The sequence below is a fragment of the Mycobacterium rhizamassiliense genome (assembly GCF_900157375.1).
GTDB lineage: Bacteria > Actinomycetota > Actinomycetes > Mycobacteriales > Mycobacteriaceae > Mycobacterium > Mycobacterium rhizamassiliense.
Map to the genome: position 1 here is coordinate 3,566,161 of NZ_LT721901.1, position 15,529 is coordinate 3,581,689.

Here is a 15,529-nt window from a genome sequence, read left to right on the forward strand (position 1 = left end):
AAAAACACCCCCTGCAAAGGGGGTGTTTTTGCATTTTTATTTAGTCGAATAGCGTCAAATTGGCTCGTTGCTTTTCTAAATCGAGCAGCGTTCGCTTTCGGCCGAGCCCGCCGCCGAATCCGGTCAGGCTGCCATTGGCGCCAATGACCCGATGGCACGGAACGATAATCGCAATCGGATTATGGCCATTGGCCAATCCGACCGCGCGTGCGGCGCCTGGCGCCCCGATTTGTGCGGCGATTTCTCCGTAGGATCGGGTTTCGCCGTAGGGGATCGTCAGCAGTGCTCGCCAGACTCGCCGCTGAAACTCGGTGCCCTGTAGATCCAGGTCCAGGTCGAAAGCGGTGAGCTCGCCGGCGAAATACGCGCGCAGCTGTTCGACGGCTTTGTCGAAAGCCTGCTGGTCGGGCGACCAGTCGGTACGGCTGGGCTCATACGTCTGGTCGACCATTCGAAGATTGGACAGCACCGAGCCGCACCCGGCGAGAGTCAGGAGCCCGATCGGGCTGTCGATGGTGCGGTACTGGATCATGCGACCTCCTGTGGTGGCCAATCGTTGACCGGATGCTCGAGCGTGGTCCACAAGTGCTGGGTGGCATACGAGCGCCAGGGCCGCCAACGGGCGCTGCGCTCGATCAGGGCCGGCTGATGCGTCGGCAGGCCCAGCCGCTTGGCGGCCAGCTGGAGGCCGAGGTCGCTCGCGGGGAACGCATCCGGATCGCCAAGCCCGCGCATCGCGATCACCTCGGCGGTCCAGGGGCCAATTCCCGGCAGCGCGAGCAATTGTGAACGCGCACAGTCCCAGTCGCTGCCCGCGTCCAGGATCACGCTCTTGTCGGCCAGGCCGGCGATCAGGGCGCTCAGCGTCCGCTGCCGGGCCTTGGGCACCGCCAGATGGCGGGGATCGATCTCGGCGAGCTCGTCGACCGACGGGAACGTGCGGGTCAAGGCGCCGTCGGGGTCTTGCACCGGTCGCCCATAGGCCGCAACCAGCCTGCCGGCATGGGTTCTCGCGGCCTTGGTCGATACCTGCTGCCCCAGCACCGCGCGCACCGCGAGTTCCGCCTCGTCGACCGTGCGCGGAATGCGTTGTCCCGGCGCCTTTGCCACCACCGGCGCGAGGTCGGGGTCGCGGCTCAGCGCGTCCAAGACCGCTTCGGGGTCGGCGTCGAGATCCAGTAGCCGACGGCAGCGGGCAGTCGCGGTGGTGAGATCGCGGAAGTCGTCGAGGGTCAGCACGCAGCGGACGTGGTCGACCGTGGGCGTCAACGCGACGATGGCGTTTCCGAAGGGGAGCCGCAGGCTGCGTCGGTAGGCGCCGTCGCGGACTTCCTCGCAACCGGGTACGGCGCCGGCGGCCAGGTGACCGAACACGCCCTCGTAGGCGAAGGGCATGCGAACCGGCAGCCGCAGGCACACCGTTCCGGGTGCTGCGGTGTCGGATCCGCGCCGAACGGCCGCCCGCTTGCGCAGCGACGAGGGCGTGGATTCGAACACCAGGCGCACGGTGTCGTTGAATTGCCGGATGCTGGAAAAGCCTGCGGCAAAAGCGATGTCGCCGAACGGCAGGTCGGTGGTCTCGATCAGCACGCGGGCGGTCTGCGCGCGTTGCGCGCGGGCCAGCGCCAGCGGTCCGGCACCGACCTCGGCCTGCAGCAGCCGCTCCAGCTGTCGCGTGGTGTATCCGAGGTGGGCCGCGAGGCCGCCGACGCCCTCACGGTCGACCGTGCCGTCGGCGATGAGCCGCATCGTCCGCGCGACGACGTCCCCGCGCACGTTCCACTGCGGCGAGCCCGGCGTCGCGTCCGGCCGGCACCGCTTGCATGCCCGGAAGCCGGCCCGTTGGGCGGCCGCCGCGGTCGGATAGAACCGCACATTGCGGGCGAAGGGCGGGTGCACGGGGCAGCTGGGCCGGCAGTAGATGCCGGTCGTCAGCACTGCGGTGACGAACCAGCCGTCGAACCGGGCGTCCTTGGACTGCACCGCCCGGTAACAGCGGTCAAAATCCTCATGCACGCCTCCACAGTTACACCCGTGGACCGACAAGACTGGCGGAAAAGCGACACGACCGTCGGAGCTTCTTGTCCGGACCTAGCCCCACCGGCGCCTAAAGGAGTTAATATCAAGTACCTGATATTCCCTTACTCGGAGGTTTTGCAGTGCAGCTCAGCCATCCGGATCTGGCCCGCCCGTTCGCGCCCCATCGCTTGAAGATCTTCGCCGTCATGTTCTCGTTCGTCGGTGCCGTGTTCGTCTTCATGACGATCGCATCCGGTTTTGGGCTGGTGGCACCCAGTTTCACCGTCGACGTGATAGCGAACCTGATCTTCGGGATCCCGGTCATCGTGTTGCCGTTCATCTTGTTCTAGAAGGCGCCGGGGGAGCAGCGGTCCCGGTTGGCGTTGTGCGCGGAGCTGATCATGGTCTACATCCCATTGACGGCCGGGAGTCAGCTCACCTACGAACTGCCGTTTTTGATCGGCCATCCGTTCAACCTCTGGACGGCGACGGCGGATCCGGGCTGGCGCTGGTTGTGGTGGCAGTACGGCCTGGCGGACACGCGTTACCGCAGTGACGACAACTTCATCTTCGGCCTGGAGTTCGGCGCGGTTCTCGTCGGGATTCTGCTCTTCGTCGTGTGGACGCGGATGCTGCGCCGCGACCTGCCCGTCGAGTCGCGGATTCGTTGCCTGTGGCTGAGCTTCTTCGGCGTCGCCGTCCTGATCACCGGCACGACCGCCTACTACGTCGCCGAGGTCCGCGCGGGCTTCGCCGACATCGGTCAGGGCGCATTTGGCTTGTGGTTCAAGTTCATTGGCGAAAATGTGCCATACCTGGTGTTGCCGTACTTCGTGCTGTACGCGATCTACTACCTCGTCGATCACCTGACCCGCCAAGCGGCGGTCGCCGCCGCGCAGGACCCCGCGGCACTCGTGGAACCGGCCTAGCGGGACGGGTCAGCGGAAGCGCATGTTCAGCGTCGCCAGGCCGAAAATCTTTCGGCCGCCGGACTTCGCGCCGACCAGGACGACACCGCTACGGGTTTCCGGGTCGAGGGATTTGATCTTGCCGCTGTACTCGATGTCGGCGCCCTCGGAGGCCGACACGATTGCGGGCTGCGACAGTCGGATCGTGTAGCGGGTCACCGCACCGGGATCGCCCGACCAGGCCGAGGCGAATCCGGCGCCCAGGCCCATCGTGAGCATTCCGTGGGCGATGACATCGGGCAGCCCGGCCAGCTTGGCGAGGCTCTCGTCCCAGTGAATCGGATTCGCGTCGCCGGCCACCCCGGCGTAGTTGACCAGGTCGCCACGGGACAGCCGGGCATGGTGCACCGGCAGCTCGTCACCGGCCTTCAGGTCCTCGAAGGTCCGCGTCCCCGGCGTGCGGGTGGCGCCTCCTCGCGCGATCCGAACCTCGCCCTCGGGGCGCACCGTCTTCTCATACCCGGCCTCTGATTCGCCGACGGAGAGGATGTCCACGTCGTGCATCATGATCTTCGGCACGGCCGTCTTGACCGCGGGATCGACGTCTTCGGCCGTGACGCCGACGACCGTGGTGTGCAGGGTGTGCACGCATTCGCCATCGGTGTCGGTGAAGGTATTGGTGACGGTGATGAAATCCCTGCCGGCCGTCCTGCGCACCGACGTCAATTCGACGTCGACGACCAATTCGTCGCCGGCCACGATCGGCCGGTGTTGCTCGAAGACTTCCTCGGTCTGCAGGTAGGTGTCGTATCCGACGACCACCGACTCGAACATCCTGCGGTTACAGGTCATGCCCGGGACCGAGGTAAAGGTCAGCGGCGCCACCAGGCCCGAATAGCCCAGCTCGGCGGCGGCGGCGACGTCCCAGTGGGCGGGGTGATAGTCCTGCACCGCCCGGGCGTACTCGCGCACCTTCTCGCGGCCGACCAGGTAGGTGTTGTCCATCTGATAGTGGTGGCCGACCCGCGCTTCGAGCGCCGACGTCTCTGGTGCTGCGGTCATCGATTTGCCCAACTTTTCTCCCGGCCTGTTCACGGAGGCCGATCGGAACACACTAACGCGCCGACCCTGCGGCAACGCGCGCCGATACACTTCGTCCTGCCGCTTGCCGAACCGCTCGCCGGCAACGAAAGGATTGCCCGAGTGAGTTTCCGCTGGCCGACATTGGCCGACGTCATCGCCACGCTCGACGTCAGCCGGGTCGACGACCACCACTTCGTCGCCACGCAGTTGGACAATGGGAGCCACCACATCGCCGGCGGCCACATCGCCGCCCAGGCCCTGATGGCGGCAAGCCTGACTGCGCCGGGCCGCCGACCCCACAGCGTTCATGTCTATTACCTGCGCGCCGGCGATGCCCGTAACCCGGTCGACTTGCATGTCGACGTGGCCCGCGACGGCGGTGCGCTCTCCACCCGCAAGATCACGGCCCTCCAGGACGGCCAGATCCTGCTCGAGGCCCTCGCGTCCTTCAACGAGCCGTTCGGCTCGCTCGACTACCAGCAACCGATGCCCGATGTCGCCGATCCGGAGTCGCTTCCGCCGGTGCAGGAGCAGCTGGCGGCCTACGCCGGCGAGTTGGACGGCTTTTGGGTCGAGCCGCGACCCTTCGACCTGCGCTACGTCGATGCCCCACCGCGGGTTGCCGTCGACCTCGCCGAAGCGTCGCCGCGGTTGCGAATGTGGTGGCGGCCCAACGGTGTCGTCGCGGACAACGAGGTGCTGCACGATTGCCTGCTGACCTATCTGTCCGGTATCACGATGGTCGAGCCCGCACTGGTCATGCGGCGGGCCACGCCGGTGAGCACCTTTAATGCACTCATCGACCATGCACTGTGGTTTCACCGTCCGGTCGACCTGGCGGACTGGGTGCTGTCTGACCAGATTTCGTCCAGCGGCGTCGCCGGCCGGGGGCTGACGACGTCGACGATGTACAACCGCACGGGCGAGCTCGTGTGCATCGCGACCCAGGAGCTCTACTTCGGCCGAGGTTCGACCACCGCCTGATTTGAGATTCGTTATGCGACAAGCGTTTTCGGTGTGTCGATCACCGAATACTCGCTGGCGTCACCCTGGATGGCCCGGCTGCGTTCGCCGCGGACGCTGACGGGAATGTCGCCGGCCAGCGTGATGCGGTGCATGCGGCGCGGCTGATCGCCGTAGTCGGACACGGCGTAGTGCTGGGTGGCGCGGTTGTCCCACATCGCGACGTCGCCGAGTTCCCAGTTCCATCGAATCGTGTTTTCCAGCCAGGTGATGCGGTCCTGGAAGATCCGGTACAGCGCCTGCGACTCGGCGCCGTTTAGCCCGAGGACGGACTTGACGAAAGAGCCTAGCAGCAGCGCCTTTTCGCTGGTTTCTGGGTGCACGCGCACCACCGGGTGATGCGTTTCGTAATGGGTGGACTGGAATTCGGCCGCGTATTTCTGCAGCGCTTCGGGATTGGCTTGCGCCGCAGCCAACTTGGCGGGGTCGGCCTGGGCGTAGTCGAACGCGTTGTTGTGCATGGCCCACAGGTCTTCCGCGAGGTTCTGCAGCGGCCGGGGGAGCTGGCGGTAGGCGGCGACGGTCGAGGCCCAGGTGGTGGTGCCGCCATAGGGCGGCAGTTCGACGGCGCGAAGGATCGAGGCTTTCGGTGGTCGATCGACGAAGGTCACGTCGGTGTGCCACTGGTTGGCGCCGCCCCCTCCGACGGACTCCAGCCGCATGACCCGGCTGCCCTCGAACTTCAAGGTCGGATGCGGGGTGGTGGGCACGCCGAGGCTTTCCGCGAAGGCGTGGTGGGCGTCGTCGTCCAGGTGGTGCTGCCCGCGGAAGAACACCACCTTGTGCGTCAGGAGCGCTTGATTGACGGCCGCCGCGGTTTCGGCGTCGAGCGCGCCGAGCTGCACGCCGTCGATGCGAGCCCCGATATTCTCGCCCAGCTTCACCACACGAAAGTCGCTGCCCATGATGCCTCCTCTAGCTACGTGTAGTCAACTGTATACACCTCGGGCGGCCGCCGCCACCAGACCATCTTGGCCGCCGAGCTGAGCAGCGAAAACCTTGCCGATCGGGCTGCGAACTGGCCCCGCCGAACGCCCGCCACTAGCGTGGCTCGCATGTCTGCGGGATCCGTCATCAACCGGTTTGCGGTCAGCCTGATCAACGCGCCCGTGCTGGGGCGTCTGGTCGGACAGGGGCTCGTTGTCGTGCGCTATACGGGCCGGCGCTCCGGGAACACCATCGAGATACCGGTCGGCTATCTCGGGCGCGGCAACGTCGTCACGATCAACGTGGCGGGCCCGAATGGCAAGACCTGGTGGCGAAACTTTCTGGGCAGCGGCTCCGAGCTCACGTTGCTGAATTTTCGGGGTGCCGACCGCACCGGGCACGCGACCGCCACTCGCGATGCGAAGGGCCGAGTGAAGGTCACCGTACAGCTCGGGTAGGGCTGCGTTCGGCGGCGAAGTGACGCCCGTGTCAGCCGTAGGGCGTAGCCGGTCTCCTACCACGGTCGTAGATCAAGATCGAACTCCGGCCCGATGTGCGTGGCCCGTCGGCTTCGTAGTTTTTAGGTATGACACGACACGAGGCGCGATCCGATGGCTGACATCGGAGCGATGGGACGGTACGGGGTCGGGTTCCTCCGGGCAACCCACACCGCACACGCTGGCGCTGGCTCGGTATTTCCGTTGCCGCGCAGAACTGTTGGGCACCGGGTCCAGGACTGGATTTCCGCCGTCATCGAGGCCACGCGTACCCGGATGCAGACCGGCACGCGGCACCGCGCACCGAAGCAGGAGTATCGCCATCCGCGTCGCGAGGTCTTCCTCGAGGATGCCGCGATGTCGCGCGAGATGTTTCGACTGTAGCGGCGGTCGGCTAGACCAACCGCGGTCCGCCGAACCCGGGAACCGCACCAACCGGGATCAGCGCGAAGGCGACGGCCAGAAGAGCGAACAGCCGCAACGTTTTTCGCGTGGGTGGCCGCTCGATCTCCGGTCTGCGCGCCGCAAACAGAAGGAACACGATCGCGGCATCGAACCCCGCGATCGTCAGCCACCGGGTCCAGTCGAACCCGGTCAGGAAAACCGGGACGAGCAGCAGCAACCCGAAGGCTACCCAGGCCATCCGGCCCCGCAGCGCCTCGGCGAACGCGCGCAGCGGGACACCCGATAGCCCACTGAGCCCGTACATCGTCGCCGCGACGGCGGCGGCCCCGAAGATCAAGGATACCGAGAGGCCGAGAAACCCGACGTGGCCGACGGTGCGGATAGCGTCCACGATTCCGTTGTCGTAACTCGGCATTACGTTGCGGCAGACCCAGTCGTGATAGTCGGTTTGACTTGGCCGCCCCTCAATCACGTAGTGCCACAGCGTCGCCGGCGAGATTACCGTGGCCAACGGGTTGGGCATCGGGTGATGCGGAACCGCGGCACACAGCGCAGCGGCGACGTCGTGGCGGCCGAACACCGCGACGACGGACGTGGTGACGACCCCGGGTAGCACGGCCAACAGCAGGCCGACGCGCCGCGAGGCTTCCGGTGCGCCGCCGAGGACGATGATCGCCAGCACGGCGCCCAACGCGAACTGCAGCCCTATCGCCTCGTGCACGAGCGTCAACACCGCGATCGCGGCGCCGTAGGCCGCACACCACCCGGTGGCGACGGTCCCCGAACGGGTGAACGCCAACGCCGAGCCGAATAACGCCAGGGCCGCCGCGCCGAACAGGTCCGGCCGAGCGGACAATGCCGCGAACGGAACGCCGAACGGCAGCAACGGGATCACCATTGCGACCATGAGCCTGCGCTCGGACCGGTGGCGGCTGAAGAGCACCACTCCCGTGACGGCGGCGAGGCCGCATAGGTAGACGATGGTCGTCAGCCACCGCAGCCCGAACGCGGCCGCGAAATAGTGTCCGGGGATTAACTCGGCCAGCTCACCGGCCAGGCCGCGACGGACGAAGCCGTGTGTGTAGTCGGCGGAGTAATACGACATCCAGTACACGTCGAGCGGAAGGATCTTGATCGCGAACCACAACACGATGGCGGTCCAGGCCGCAACCGCGGCGGCGATGCCCGCGTAAAGAAGCCTGCGCGCAGGGTCGTTCGCCTCGATGCCCAGGGTGACCATCAGGCCCGGCACTCGTAGCCGGTGGTCGCGGACAGCTGCAGGTCGGCCAGGGCGTCGCACGCGAGCTCGCGCGTGACGGTGGTGCCCACGCCGCTCTGGTACGAGACGACGGTGAGAAAGCGGTTTTCATTGATCGTCGCAGTGCCGCAGAACAATTGGCCGTACGCCTGTTCGATGCGGGACGGCGTGATGCCCTGCTCGGCTAGCCGCATCGAGACCTCGGTCGCATCCGTGCCGTCGATGCGGCCGATGGCGGGGTCGAGGGTTCCGAGGTTGGAGCAGCCCACCGGCAGCTCCGCGGTCGACATGGCGATGCCCTCGGCGCGCCGGACCAGCCATTGTGGCGTGAACGGGATGAGTGGCAGCCCGGCGAGCATTTCGTTGGGCTGTTGCTCCTGGGACGTCAGCAGCCGCTTGATGTCGGCGCGCACGCCGCTGAGGTCGTTGGCCACCGCCTGGCCGTCGACGGTGAGCGTGATCGAGGTCAGCGCGTTGGCGCGGTCGTCGTCGGCGCTGCGGTCGCTGACCGGCAGCACGACCGTCACGGAGTTTCCGTCGGGAAGCACCCTGCCCATTCGGTGCGCCAGGCGGGCGGCGAACGCGACGAATAGCGCGTTGCTGCTTCCGTTCAGGCCGCGCGCACGCGCTTCCCATGCCGCGGGGTCGGTGTAGACCGTCACCGACGAGAACGTGTGCTGGTCCTGGCCAATGGCGTTGGGGGCCTCGGACGCTGGTGCCGGTGGCTGTCGCTGGCGAGCCGACGAGACCCTGAGCAATATCACCAGGGTCGCGACCAGGGCTCGCAGAGCCGCCGGCAGGGTGAGTATGGCGTCGACGAGGTCTTCGCGCACCGCTTGCCAGCGGCCGCGTGAATTGGCCTGCGAATAGCCAAGATTGCGTTCTTGCCCATTGGCCGCCTCGGCCATGGCCAGTGCCAGGGCGCGTCCATCGGTGACGCAGTGCGATGCCACCAGGGTGACCGCGGTGCCGCCGTCGTCCAATGGCAGCAGGCCGAGGTGAAACGTCGGGCCGTGCTCGGGGTCGACGGGCACCTGTGAGCGCCGTTCGATCCATGCGCCGATCTCGCCTCGCGGCTGCCGCGGTTCGTGCGCGATGTCCGGCGAGTGGCCGTCGAGCACCCAGCGATGACGGCCGAAGGGCACCGGCGAGCGCTCGATGCGGCGCCCGAGCAGGCCGGCGCCGAGATTGTCTCTGAAGGTTTGCAAATCGTCGAGGTTGACGCCGCGGTCGTAGACCCACGTGCATTGCACCGTGCTGCCTTGACCGGTGGCACGCAGTCGCAGGAAGGCGGCCTGGTCCAGCAGTCCCAGCCGCGTCACTGGCCGCCCACTTCGGCCGCCGCGCGATATCCGCGCACCGCCACCGGCGCGAACACCGCGACGAGGGCGCCGGCCCACAGGGCCGCCTGCCAGAGCGGCCCGAGCACCGGTCCGCCCGCCGCGAGCGCGCGCATCGCCTCGATGGTCGGTGAGATCGGCTGGAAGCGCACCACCGGTTGCAGCCAGCCCGGAAACACCTCGGCCGGCGCGACGCCGGTATTGAGGAACAGCAGCACGATGCAGCCCGCGCCCAGCCAGGTCACCATCGCCTTGCCGTCCGCGCGAGTCGCGATCGCGATCACCACCGTGGCCATTCCGGCCGAAATCGCCACCGGCAGTAGTACAAAGGCCGGCACCCCGATCCAGCCGTAGGTGAATCGCAGACCCAAAGCGATCCCGAAGATCGTGAGCACTATCGCGGACACGGTGGCGCGGGCGACCTCGGCGATCAGTCGGCCCGCCAGGGCGCTGGCGCGGTGAACCGGCTGTACCCACAGCCGAGCCAGCAGGCCGGACTCGCGCTCCGCAGGCAATGCCAGGCCGGCGCCGAGGGTTCCGAAAATGGCGCCGACGACCGCACACATCGGCACCAAGCCGTACAGGCTGTCGTGCCCGGTGACGGCCAGCACCGCCTTGCCGATCAGCAATTTGTAGACGATGAGGAGCAGGGTGGGAAACAACAACGCTTGCACCGCGACAATCGGGTCGCGTCGCCAGCGGCGCAGCAGCCGCCCCGCCTCCAGGCCGCTTTGCGTGACGAATGCCACCAGCGATGCCCGGGCCGAAATTCCTTTCCCCGCATCCATATTCGCCGTTAGCACCGGAGCGGCGCAGGTCTGTTCGGCAGCGGAGGCCGCACCGGTGGGCCGGGACGCGCCCGAAAGCCCTGCGCCATGACGGCGTTGCATCCGCACCGCGAGCACACCGAACAGCGTCTGCAACGCGAGGCACCACGCCCACGTCACCGTCAGGCCGGTGGCCGTGGCGTGACCGGCGGCAAGCTGCCGCAGCGTCTCGGTGACCTGCGACACCGGCTGGTAGCGAACGAACCCGCCCAGCCACCGCGGAAATGAGTCCGCCGGCGCGATACCGGTGGACAGCAGGACAAGCAGCAATTGGGGTAGCAGTAGCAGTTGGCTGGACGACTCGACGGAGCCCACGCGGGAGCCCAGAGCGTCGGCCCCGAGGCACACCGCCATCGCGAACGCCATCACGATGAGCGCAAACAGGACCGCATCGCCCGGGGTGCCGGCCATGCGGAAGCCGAACACGCAGCCGATCGCGATACTGGCGATCAGCGCGATCGTGGCGCGCAGCAGGCAGTAAAGCATCCGCGCGGCCAGCGGCACAATTGCCGGAATCGGCAGGGTGCGAAAGCGAAACCCCAAGCCGGACAACCTATCCCGGGCCGCCCGGTCGGCGGTCGTCATCGCACCGAACAGCATGGCCTGGACGATGACCACCGGAAGGACGTACTGCGTATACGTCATCCGTCCGGTGTCGATGAGGGAACCGAGAACCAACGTGAAGCCCAGGAAGCAGCCCACGGGTGCCAGGACCGCAAACAACAAGTCGGCGTCGCGCCGGGCGCCCGATATCGTGCGCAGGGTCAGTGCGGCGAGCGCTTGCAGCGAAGGGCTATGGGCTACAGAGGGACGGGATTGCATCAGACACCCGGGTGAACTCGGCACGCATCGCCTCGACGTAGCGTCGCACGGATCTGCGGGCGACGTCCGTTCCGGGGTACGCGACCACCAATTGCGTTCTCTCGTGCATGCGGTTGACCCACATGCACACCGTTTCCGACAGCCGGTTGTCGCCCCAGACGCCCGCCCGCAGGCCGTCAAAGCTGTGACCGAACGGCAGCTTGCGGATGTCGATGTAAGACAGCATCGGGACGGGACGGTCCGGAACTTCGATGGGGCCCAACGAATCGTACGGCGTCTCGAGCAGGTGGTAGTACGGCACCGCGCCGAGGGTGGTGTTCGCGTCGAAGGACGCCTGGGCGGCGCTGGCCGCCTCGTCGAACGACGCACCGGCGGTCGGAATCGTCAGCGGCACGAAGCTGGCCAGCCAGCCGACCGCGGTGGCGTGGGCGAGATCTCGACGGTTGTCGAACGGGGTGAGCCCGAAATAGGTTGCGGCGCCGGTCAATCGATGCTCAGCCAGGGCCGCGCAGGCGAAAACACCGCCGCTGAAGCGCGCTCCCGCGGCGCGGCACGCGGCTTCGAACCGTCGACCCTGCTCGTCATCGATCAAGTCGAAGACGTCGATGGCTCCGGGTGTATCGGCTGCCGCATCGCCCAGTTCCAATGGAAATCTCGGTAGGGAACCGTTGTTCGCCACGAGAAATGCCTGCCACGAACGGATCTCGGGTGACTCATCGGTGAGGCTGCGGATGTAGGAGCGCTGATTCGCGCTGTATTCGCGATGGCTGGGCGCCGGCGTGAGTGCGCTCGGCGCCTTTTGCAGCGAGGTGAAGTACATCGTCTGGATGTCGAGGAATATCACCCCGGCCGACATGCCATCGGCGCGTAAGTGGTCGATGGCGATATAGACGGTGAACTGGTCGGTCCCCTGAATGATCCCGAAGGTAAAGCAGTCCCATTGCAGGGGATCGGGCGTATCCAGAATAAGTTTGCGGATCTGGGAAGGGGTCATCCTTCCCAGATCCTTTGGCGACACGGTGATCTTCTCCGGTTCGGCGATGACATAGCGAAGGATTTCTTCGTCGCCGCCGAATTCAAACCGGTCGTGATATGTGTCGTGCCGCCGCAGATGAGTGTTCAGGGCGTGCGTCATTGCGGGGATATCGCAAATGCCGTCGATCTCCCAGGCGCCAATGCATAGCCGCGGGATATCGCGGCCGCGGCTGACCTGGCGCCGGTAATAACGAAGATGCTGAGATTGCTGATGGCTCACCGGCGCCGGGTGGGCCAGCGCTTCGGCCGCGGAGGCATGCGTGCTCGCCGTGGGATACCAGGACACGACGGTGCCCTCGGCTGTCCAGTCGTCAACCGTCCCCAGAAACATGCGCCCCCTTTCGTTCGTCCGCTCGCGACGCCGGTCCGGAAGACATTAACGTCGCCGCGCATGAGTCGCACGATGACGTTGAGCGCCGAGGGAAGTCTTGTTACGCAGATCCGAGGAAGTGCCGCAGCGCTAACTGCATCGGGTAATGCGCACGAAACTTTATGCTCACCGTGGTTTGAGGGACGTCGTCCACGCTGTCCCACAGCCTAAATCGCTCATCGAATTCGCGCGGTGAATCAAAAAATTCCCCCCAAAACCACAGAACTCTGCCAGGAACGCCGATGACACTATCCGACTCGCGGCGTGCGCGCTCGTTGAGCGCTGCGACGCCGCGATGACGAGAATGCCGAAAGATCGGGAAACCTCGTCATGGGGAAAAGATTTCGCGTGCTCGCGTTACGCCAGCGAAGCAAGCCGGGTGGGGTGGTCGTGCCCGCGGAGCGTCACGGTATCGCCCAAAGACCAACGGGCACGCTCGTTTTCGCTTGCTCCCCGCACCACGTCCTCGGTCGCCAGCATTCGGCCCGGGTGCGACTTGGCTAATTCGCACAGCCTCGCCGCCTCGTTGACCGGCTCGCCGATGACGGTGTACTCAAATCGTTCCTTGGCGCCGACGTTGCCGGCCACCACCTGCCCGGCGGAAACGCCGATGCCGGCCGTTAGTTCGGGCATCTCGTCGGCCATGCGGTGGCAGATGGCGCGCGCGGCGGCCAGCGCTTCGTCTTCGGGGCAGTCCAGGCGATTCGGGGCGCCGAAGATCGCCAGCGACGCGTCGCCTTCGAACTTGTTGACCAGCCCGTGGTGTCGATCGACCTCTTCGACGACGATCGCGAAAAACCGGTTGAGTACTCCCACCACATCGACCGGCCGTTGGCTCGTCACCAGCTGCGTGCTGCCGATGATGTCGATGAACACGACGGCGACATGCCGTTCTTCCCCACCCAGTTTCGGGCGCTCACGCTCGGCGGCCAGGGCGACTTCGCGCCCGACATGCCGACCGAAGAGATCGCGCACCCGCTCGCGTTCGCGCAGGCCGTCGACCATCGCGTTGAATCCGCGCTGCAGCTCGCCGAGCTCTGTGCCGTCGAACACGACGAGGTCGCCCCGCAAATCGCCCTTCTCGACACGCCTGAGCGCCGCACGGACCACCCGGACGGGTGTCGCGGTCAGCCAGGACAGGATCCACATCAGCACGAAGCCGAAGATCAGTGCGGCAGTGGATATCACCAAGACGGCGACCGCCAGTTGCGTCTTGCTGAGGTTGTCGAGCAGCACGCCGCCCAGCAGCGCGGTGACGATGATCCCGAGGACCGGCACGCCGGACCCGAGCAGCCAGACCGTGAGGGTCCGGCCCATGATGCCCGGTGCCAGCCGCCGCGGCGCTTGGCCGGCCTCGAGGGCCTGGGCGGCCACCGGCCGCAGTGCGAACTCGGCGAACAGGTAGGACGCGGTTGCCACCAAGATGCCGCAGAAGCTCACCGAGAAACCCACGATCGGGATGAACAGCTTGTTCGTCAGTCCGTAGAGCGTGGTCAGCAGCGCCGCCCCGACGCCCCACAGGACCAGCACCCCGAGCGCCAGCCAGAACGGCGCCAGGAAGGTGTGGCGTTCGTCTTCCAGGGTCGGCTTGCGCTCTTCGATGGCCCACCGCAGTGCGGTCATGGTCCGGCGGGTGATCCCGTAGGCCCCGAGCGCCAGCGCGACCGCTACGTATCCGGGCGCGACGGCGAAGGTGATCCACGCCGGCGCGTCGCTGAAGATGCTGGGTGAGGGCAGCGCGACGGCCAGCAGCAGGACGGCCACGCCGATCCCGATCAGGTTCGTCGCCAGGATGAAGACGGTCAAAATGAGCTGAATGCGTACCCGGCGGCGGGCCTGGCTCTCGCTGACCCGCCCCAGCAGCAGGGAACCGTAGGCGGGCGTCTCCTGGAGCCGGCCGCTCTGACGGGTTACCGTCTCGAGCACCCGGCCCAAGCGTTGCGCCAAGGTCCTGTTCGCCGACATGGTGGCGTCAGCCTAATTTGTCGGGTGCCCTCTAAGGTGGTCGGGTGCGTCTAGTGATCGCCCAGTGCACCGTCGACTACGTCGGCCGGCTCACCGCGCATCTGCCGTCGGCCCGCAGGTTGTTGCTCTTCAAGGCGGACGGGTCGGTCAGCGTGCACGCCGACGACCGCGCCTACAAGCCGCTCAACTGGATGAGCCCGCCGTGCTGGCTGACCGAGGAGGCCACCGGCGAAGCCCCGGTGTGGGTCGTCGAGAACAAGGCGGGTGAGCAGCTGCGCATCACCGTCGAGGAGATCGAGCACGACTCCAGCCACGATCTGGGTGTCGACCCCGGGTTGGTCAAGGACGGTGTGGAGGCTCATCTGCAGGCGTTGCTCGCCGAACACGTGCAGTTGCTCGGTGAGGGCTACACGTTGGTGCGCCGCGAGTACATGACCGCGATCGGGCCCGTCGATCTGCTGTGCCGCGACGAGGGGGGCGGCTCGGTCGCCGTGGAGATCAAGCGGCGCGGCGAGATCGACGGCGTCGAGCAGCTGACGCGCTATCTCGAATTGCTGAATCGGGACACCGTTTTGGCACCGGTCAAGGGGGTGTTCGCCGCCCAGCAGATTAAGCCGCAGGCGCGAACTTTAGCCACCGACCGCGGGATTCGTTGCCTGACACTGGATTACGACAAGATGCGGGGAATGGACAGCGACGAGTACCGGCTGTTCTGAGTTCCGGGGATTAGACTTGCCGGCATGGCCCGGCGCCGCACACCGCCCCGCCGACAGCAGCCGCCCGCGCTGTCGTCGACCTTGCGGCGGGTGGAGACGGGGCCCGACGGCTACGAATACGAAGTGCGCGCGATAGCCGCGGCCCGCGCCGTCAAGACGTACCGCTGCCCGGGCTGCGACCACGAAATCCGTTCCGGCACTGCTCATGTGGTGGTGTGGCCGACGGGCTCGGACCTGGGCGGGTCGCACACCGGCGTCGAGGACCGGCGACATTGGCACACGCCGTGCTGGACCAATCGAACAAGCCGCACCCCCACCCGAAAGTGGTCGTGAT

The 15,529-nt window shown here is 66.7% G+C and carries 14 protein-coding genes and 1 pseudogene; 6 read left to right on the forward strand and 9 right to left on the reverse strand.

The features are described 5' to 3' along the window. Positions 1 to 40 precede the first annotated feature (40 nt). On the reverse strand, positions 41 to 532 hold the full coding sequence (locus MRAB57_RS17385) for a methylated-DNA--[protein]-cysteine S-methyltransferase (RefSeq protein WP_077088451.1): 492 nt from the start codon (positions 530 to 532) through the stop codon (positions 41 to 43). Further along, the gene (locus MRAB57_RS17390) at positions 529 to 2,016 is read right to left on the reverse strand and encodes a DNA-3-methyladenine glycosylase 2 family protein (RefSeq protein ID WP_077088452.1); all 1,488 of its coding nucleotides are present in this window, start codon (positions 2,014 to 2,016) and stop codon (positions 529 to 531) included. The genes MRAB57_RS17385 and MRAB57_RS17390 overlap by 4 nt, the downstream gene beginning before the upstream one ends. Positions 2,017 to 2,225: 209 nt before the next feature. On the opposite strand from MRAB57_RS17390, the pseudogene MRAB57_RS17395 reads away from it, so the two are divergent. Then, positions 2,226 to 2,948 (forward strand): annotated as a pseudogene (locus MRAB57_RS17395) (emopamil-binding protein). A gap of 9 nt (positions 2,949 to 2,957) precedes the next feature. On the opposite strand, the gene MRAB57_RS17400 reads toward MRAB57_RS17395, so the two are convergent. Further along, a complete protein-coding gene (locus tag MRAB57_RS17400; RefSeq protein ID WP_077088453.1) occupies positions 2,958 to 3,989 on the reverse strand; it encodes a fused (3R)-hydroxyacyl-ACP dehydratase subunits HadA/HadB in 1,032 nt (343 codons plus the stop codon). A gap of 141 nt (positions 3,990 to 4,130) precedes the next feature. Here MRAB57_RS17400 and MRAB57_RS17405 point away from each other — a divergent pair, with 141 nt between their 5' ends. Further along, positions 4,131 to 4,994: an acyl-CoA thioesterase gene (locus tag MRAB57_RS17405; RefSeq protein ID WP_083743442.1), complete on the forward strand. Its 864-nt coding sequence runs from the start codon at positions 4,131 to 4,133 to the stop codon at positions 4,992 to 4,994. Positions 4,995 to 5,005: 11 nt separating this feature from the next. Here MRAB57_RS17405 and MRAB57_RS17410 read toward each other — a convergent pair whose 3' ends face one another. Further along, on the reverse strand, positions 5,006 to 5,938 hold the full coding sequence (locus MRAB57_RS17410) for a TauD/TfdA dioxygenase family protein (RefSeq protein WP_077088454.1): 933 nt from the start codon (positions 5,936 to 5,938) through the stop codon (positions 5,006 to 5,008). A 150-nt stretch (positions 5,939 to 6,088) separates the two neighbouring features. Between MRAB57_RS17410 and MRAB57_RS17415 the strand changes: the two genes are divergently transcribed. Both MRAB57_RS17415 and MRAB57_RS17420 read left to right on the forward strand, forming a co-directional pair. Then, positions 6,089 to 6,418 carry a hypothetical protein gene (locus tag MRAB57_RS17415; protein ID WP_077088455.1) on the forward strand — a complete coding sequence of 110 codons (330 nt, stop codon included), beginning with the start codon at positions 6,089 to 6,091 and terminating at the stop codon, positions 6,416 to 6,418. Positions 6,419 to 6,571: 153 nt separating this feature from the next. Then, positions 6,572 to 6,841, forward strand: coding sequence for a hypothetical protein (locus MRAB57_RS17420; RefSeq protein ID WP_077088456.1), 270 nt, complete (start codon positions 6,572 to 6,574; stop codon positions 6,839 to 6,841). 10 nt (positions 6,842 to 6,851) lie between these two features. Here MRAB57_RS17420 and MRAB57_RS17425 read toward each other — a convergent pair whose 3' ends face one another. The 5 genes from MRAB57_RS17425 to MRAB57_RS17445 all read right to left on the reverse strand — a co-directional run bounded on the left by MRAB57_RS17425 (position 6,852) and on the right by MRAB57_RS17445 (position 14,479). Continuing rightward, on the reverse strand, positions 6,852 to 8,102 hold the full coding sequence (locus MRAB57_RS17425; protein WP_077090658.1) for a hypothetical protein: 1,251 nt from the start codon (positions 8,100 to 8,102) through the stop codon (positions 6,852 to 6,854). Continuing rightward, positions 8,102 to 9,442: a hypothetical protein gene (locus tag MRAB57_RS17430; RefSeq protein ID WP_077088457.1), complete on the reverse strand. Its 1,341-nt coding sequence runs from the start codon at positions 9,440 to 9,442 to the stop codon at positions 8,102 to 8,104. The genes MRAB57_RS17425 and MRAB57_RS17430 overlap by 1 nt, the downstream gene beginning before the upstream one ends. Further along, a complete protein-coding gene (locus MRAB57_RS17435) occupies positions 9,439 to 11,073 on the reverse strand; it encodes an ABC transporter permease (RefSeq protein ID WP_077090659.1) in 1,635 nt (544 codons plus the stop codon). Before MRAB57_RS17435 ends, MRAB57_RS17430 begins: the two co-directional genes overlap by 4 nt. 7 nt (positions 11,074 to 11,080) lie before the next feature. Continuing rightward, positions 11,081 to 12,475, reverse strand: a complete 1,395-nt coding sequence (locus MRAB57_RS17440; RefSeq protein WP_077088458.1) for a condensation domain-containing protein — start codon at positions 12,473 to 12,475, stop codon at positions 11,081 to 11,083. 396 nt (positions 12,476 to 12,871) lie between these two features. Continuing rightward, on the reverse strand, positions 12,872 to 14,479 hold the full coding sequence (locus MRAB57_RS17445; RefSeq protein ID WP_077088459.1) for an adenylate/guanylate cyclase domain-containing protein: 1,608 nt from the start codon (positions 14,477 to 14,479) through the stop codon (positions 12,872 to 12,874). Between the two features lie 44 nt (positions 14,480 to 14,523). Here MRAB57_RS17445 and nucS point away from each other — a divergent pair, with 44 nt between their 5' ends. Both nucS and MRAB57_RS17455 read left to right on the forward strand, forming a co-directional pair. After that, positions 14,524 to 15,195, forward strand: coding sequence for an endonuclease NucS (gene nucS, locus MRAB57_RS17450; protein WP_077088460.1), 672 nt, complete (start codon positions 14,524 to 14,526; stop codon positions 15,193 to 15,195). Between the two features lie 24 nt (positions 15,196 to 15,219). Beyond that, a complete protein-coding gene (locus MRAB57_RS17455; RefSeq protein ID WP_077088461.1) occupies positions 15,220 to 15,528 on the forward strand; it encodes a hypothetical protein in 309 nt (102 codons plus the stop codon). The last annotated feature ends 1 nt before the right edge of the window (position 15,529 follow it).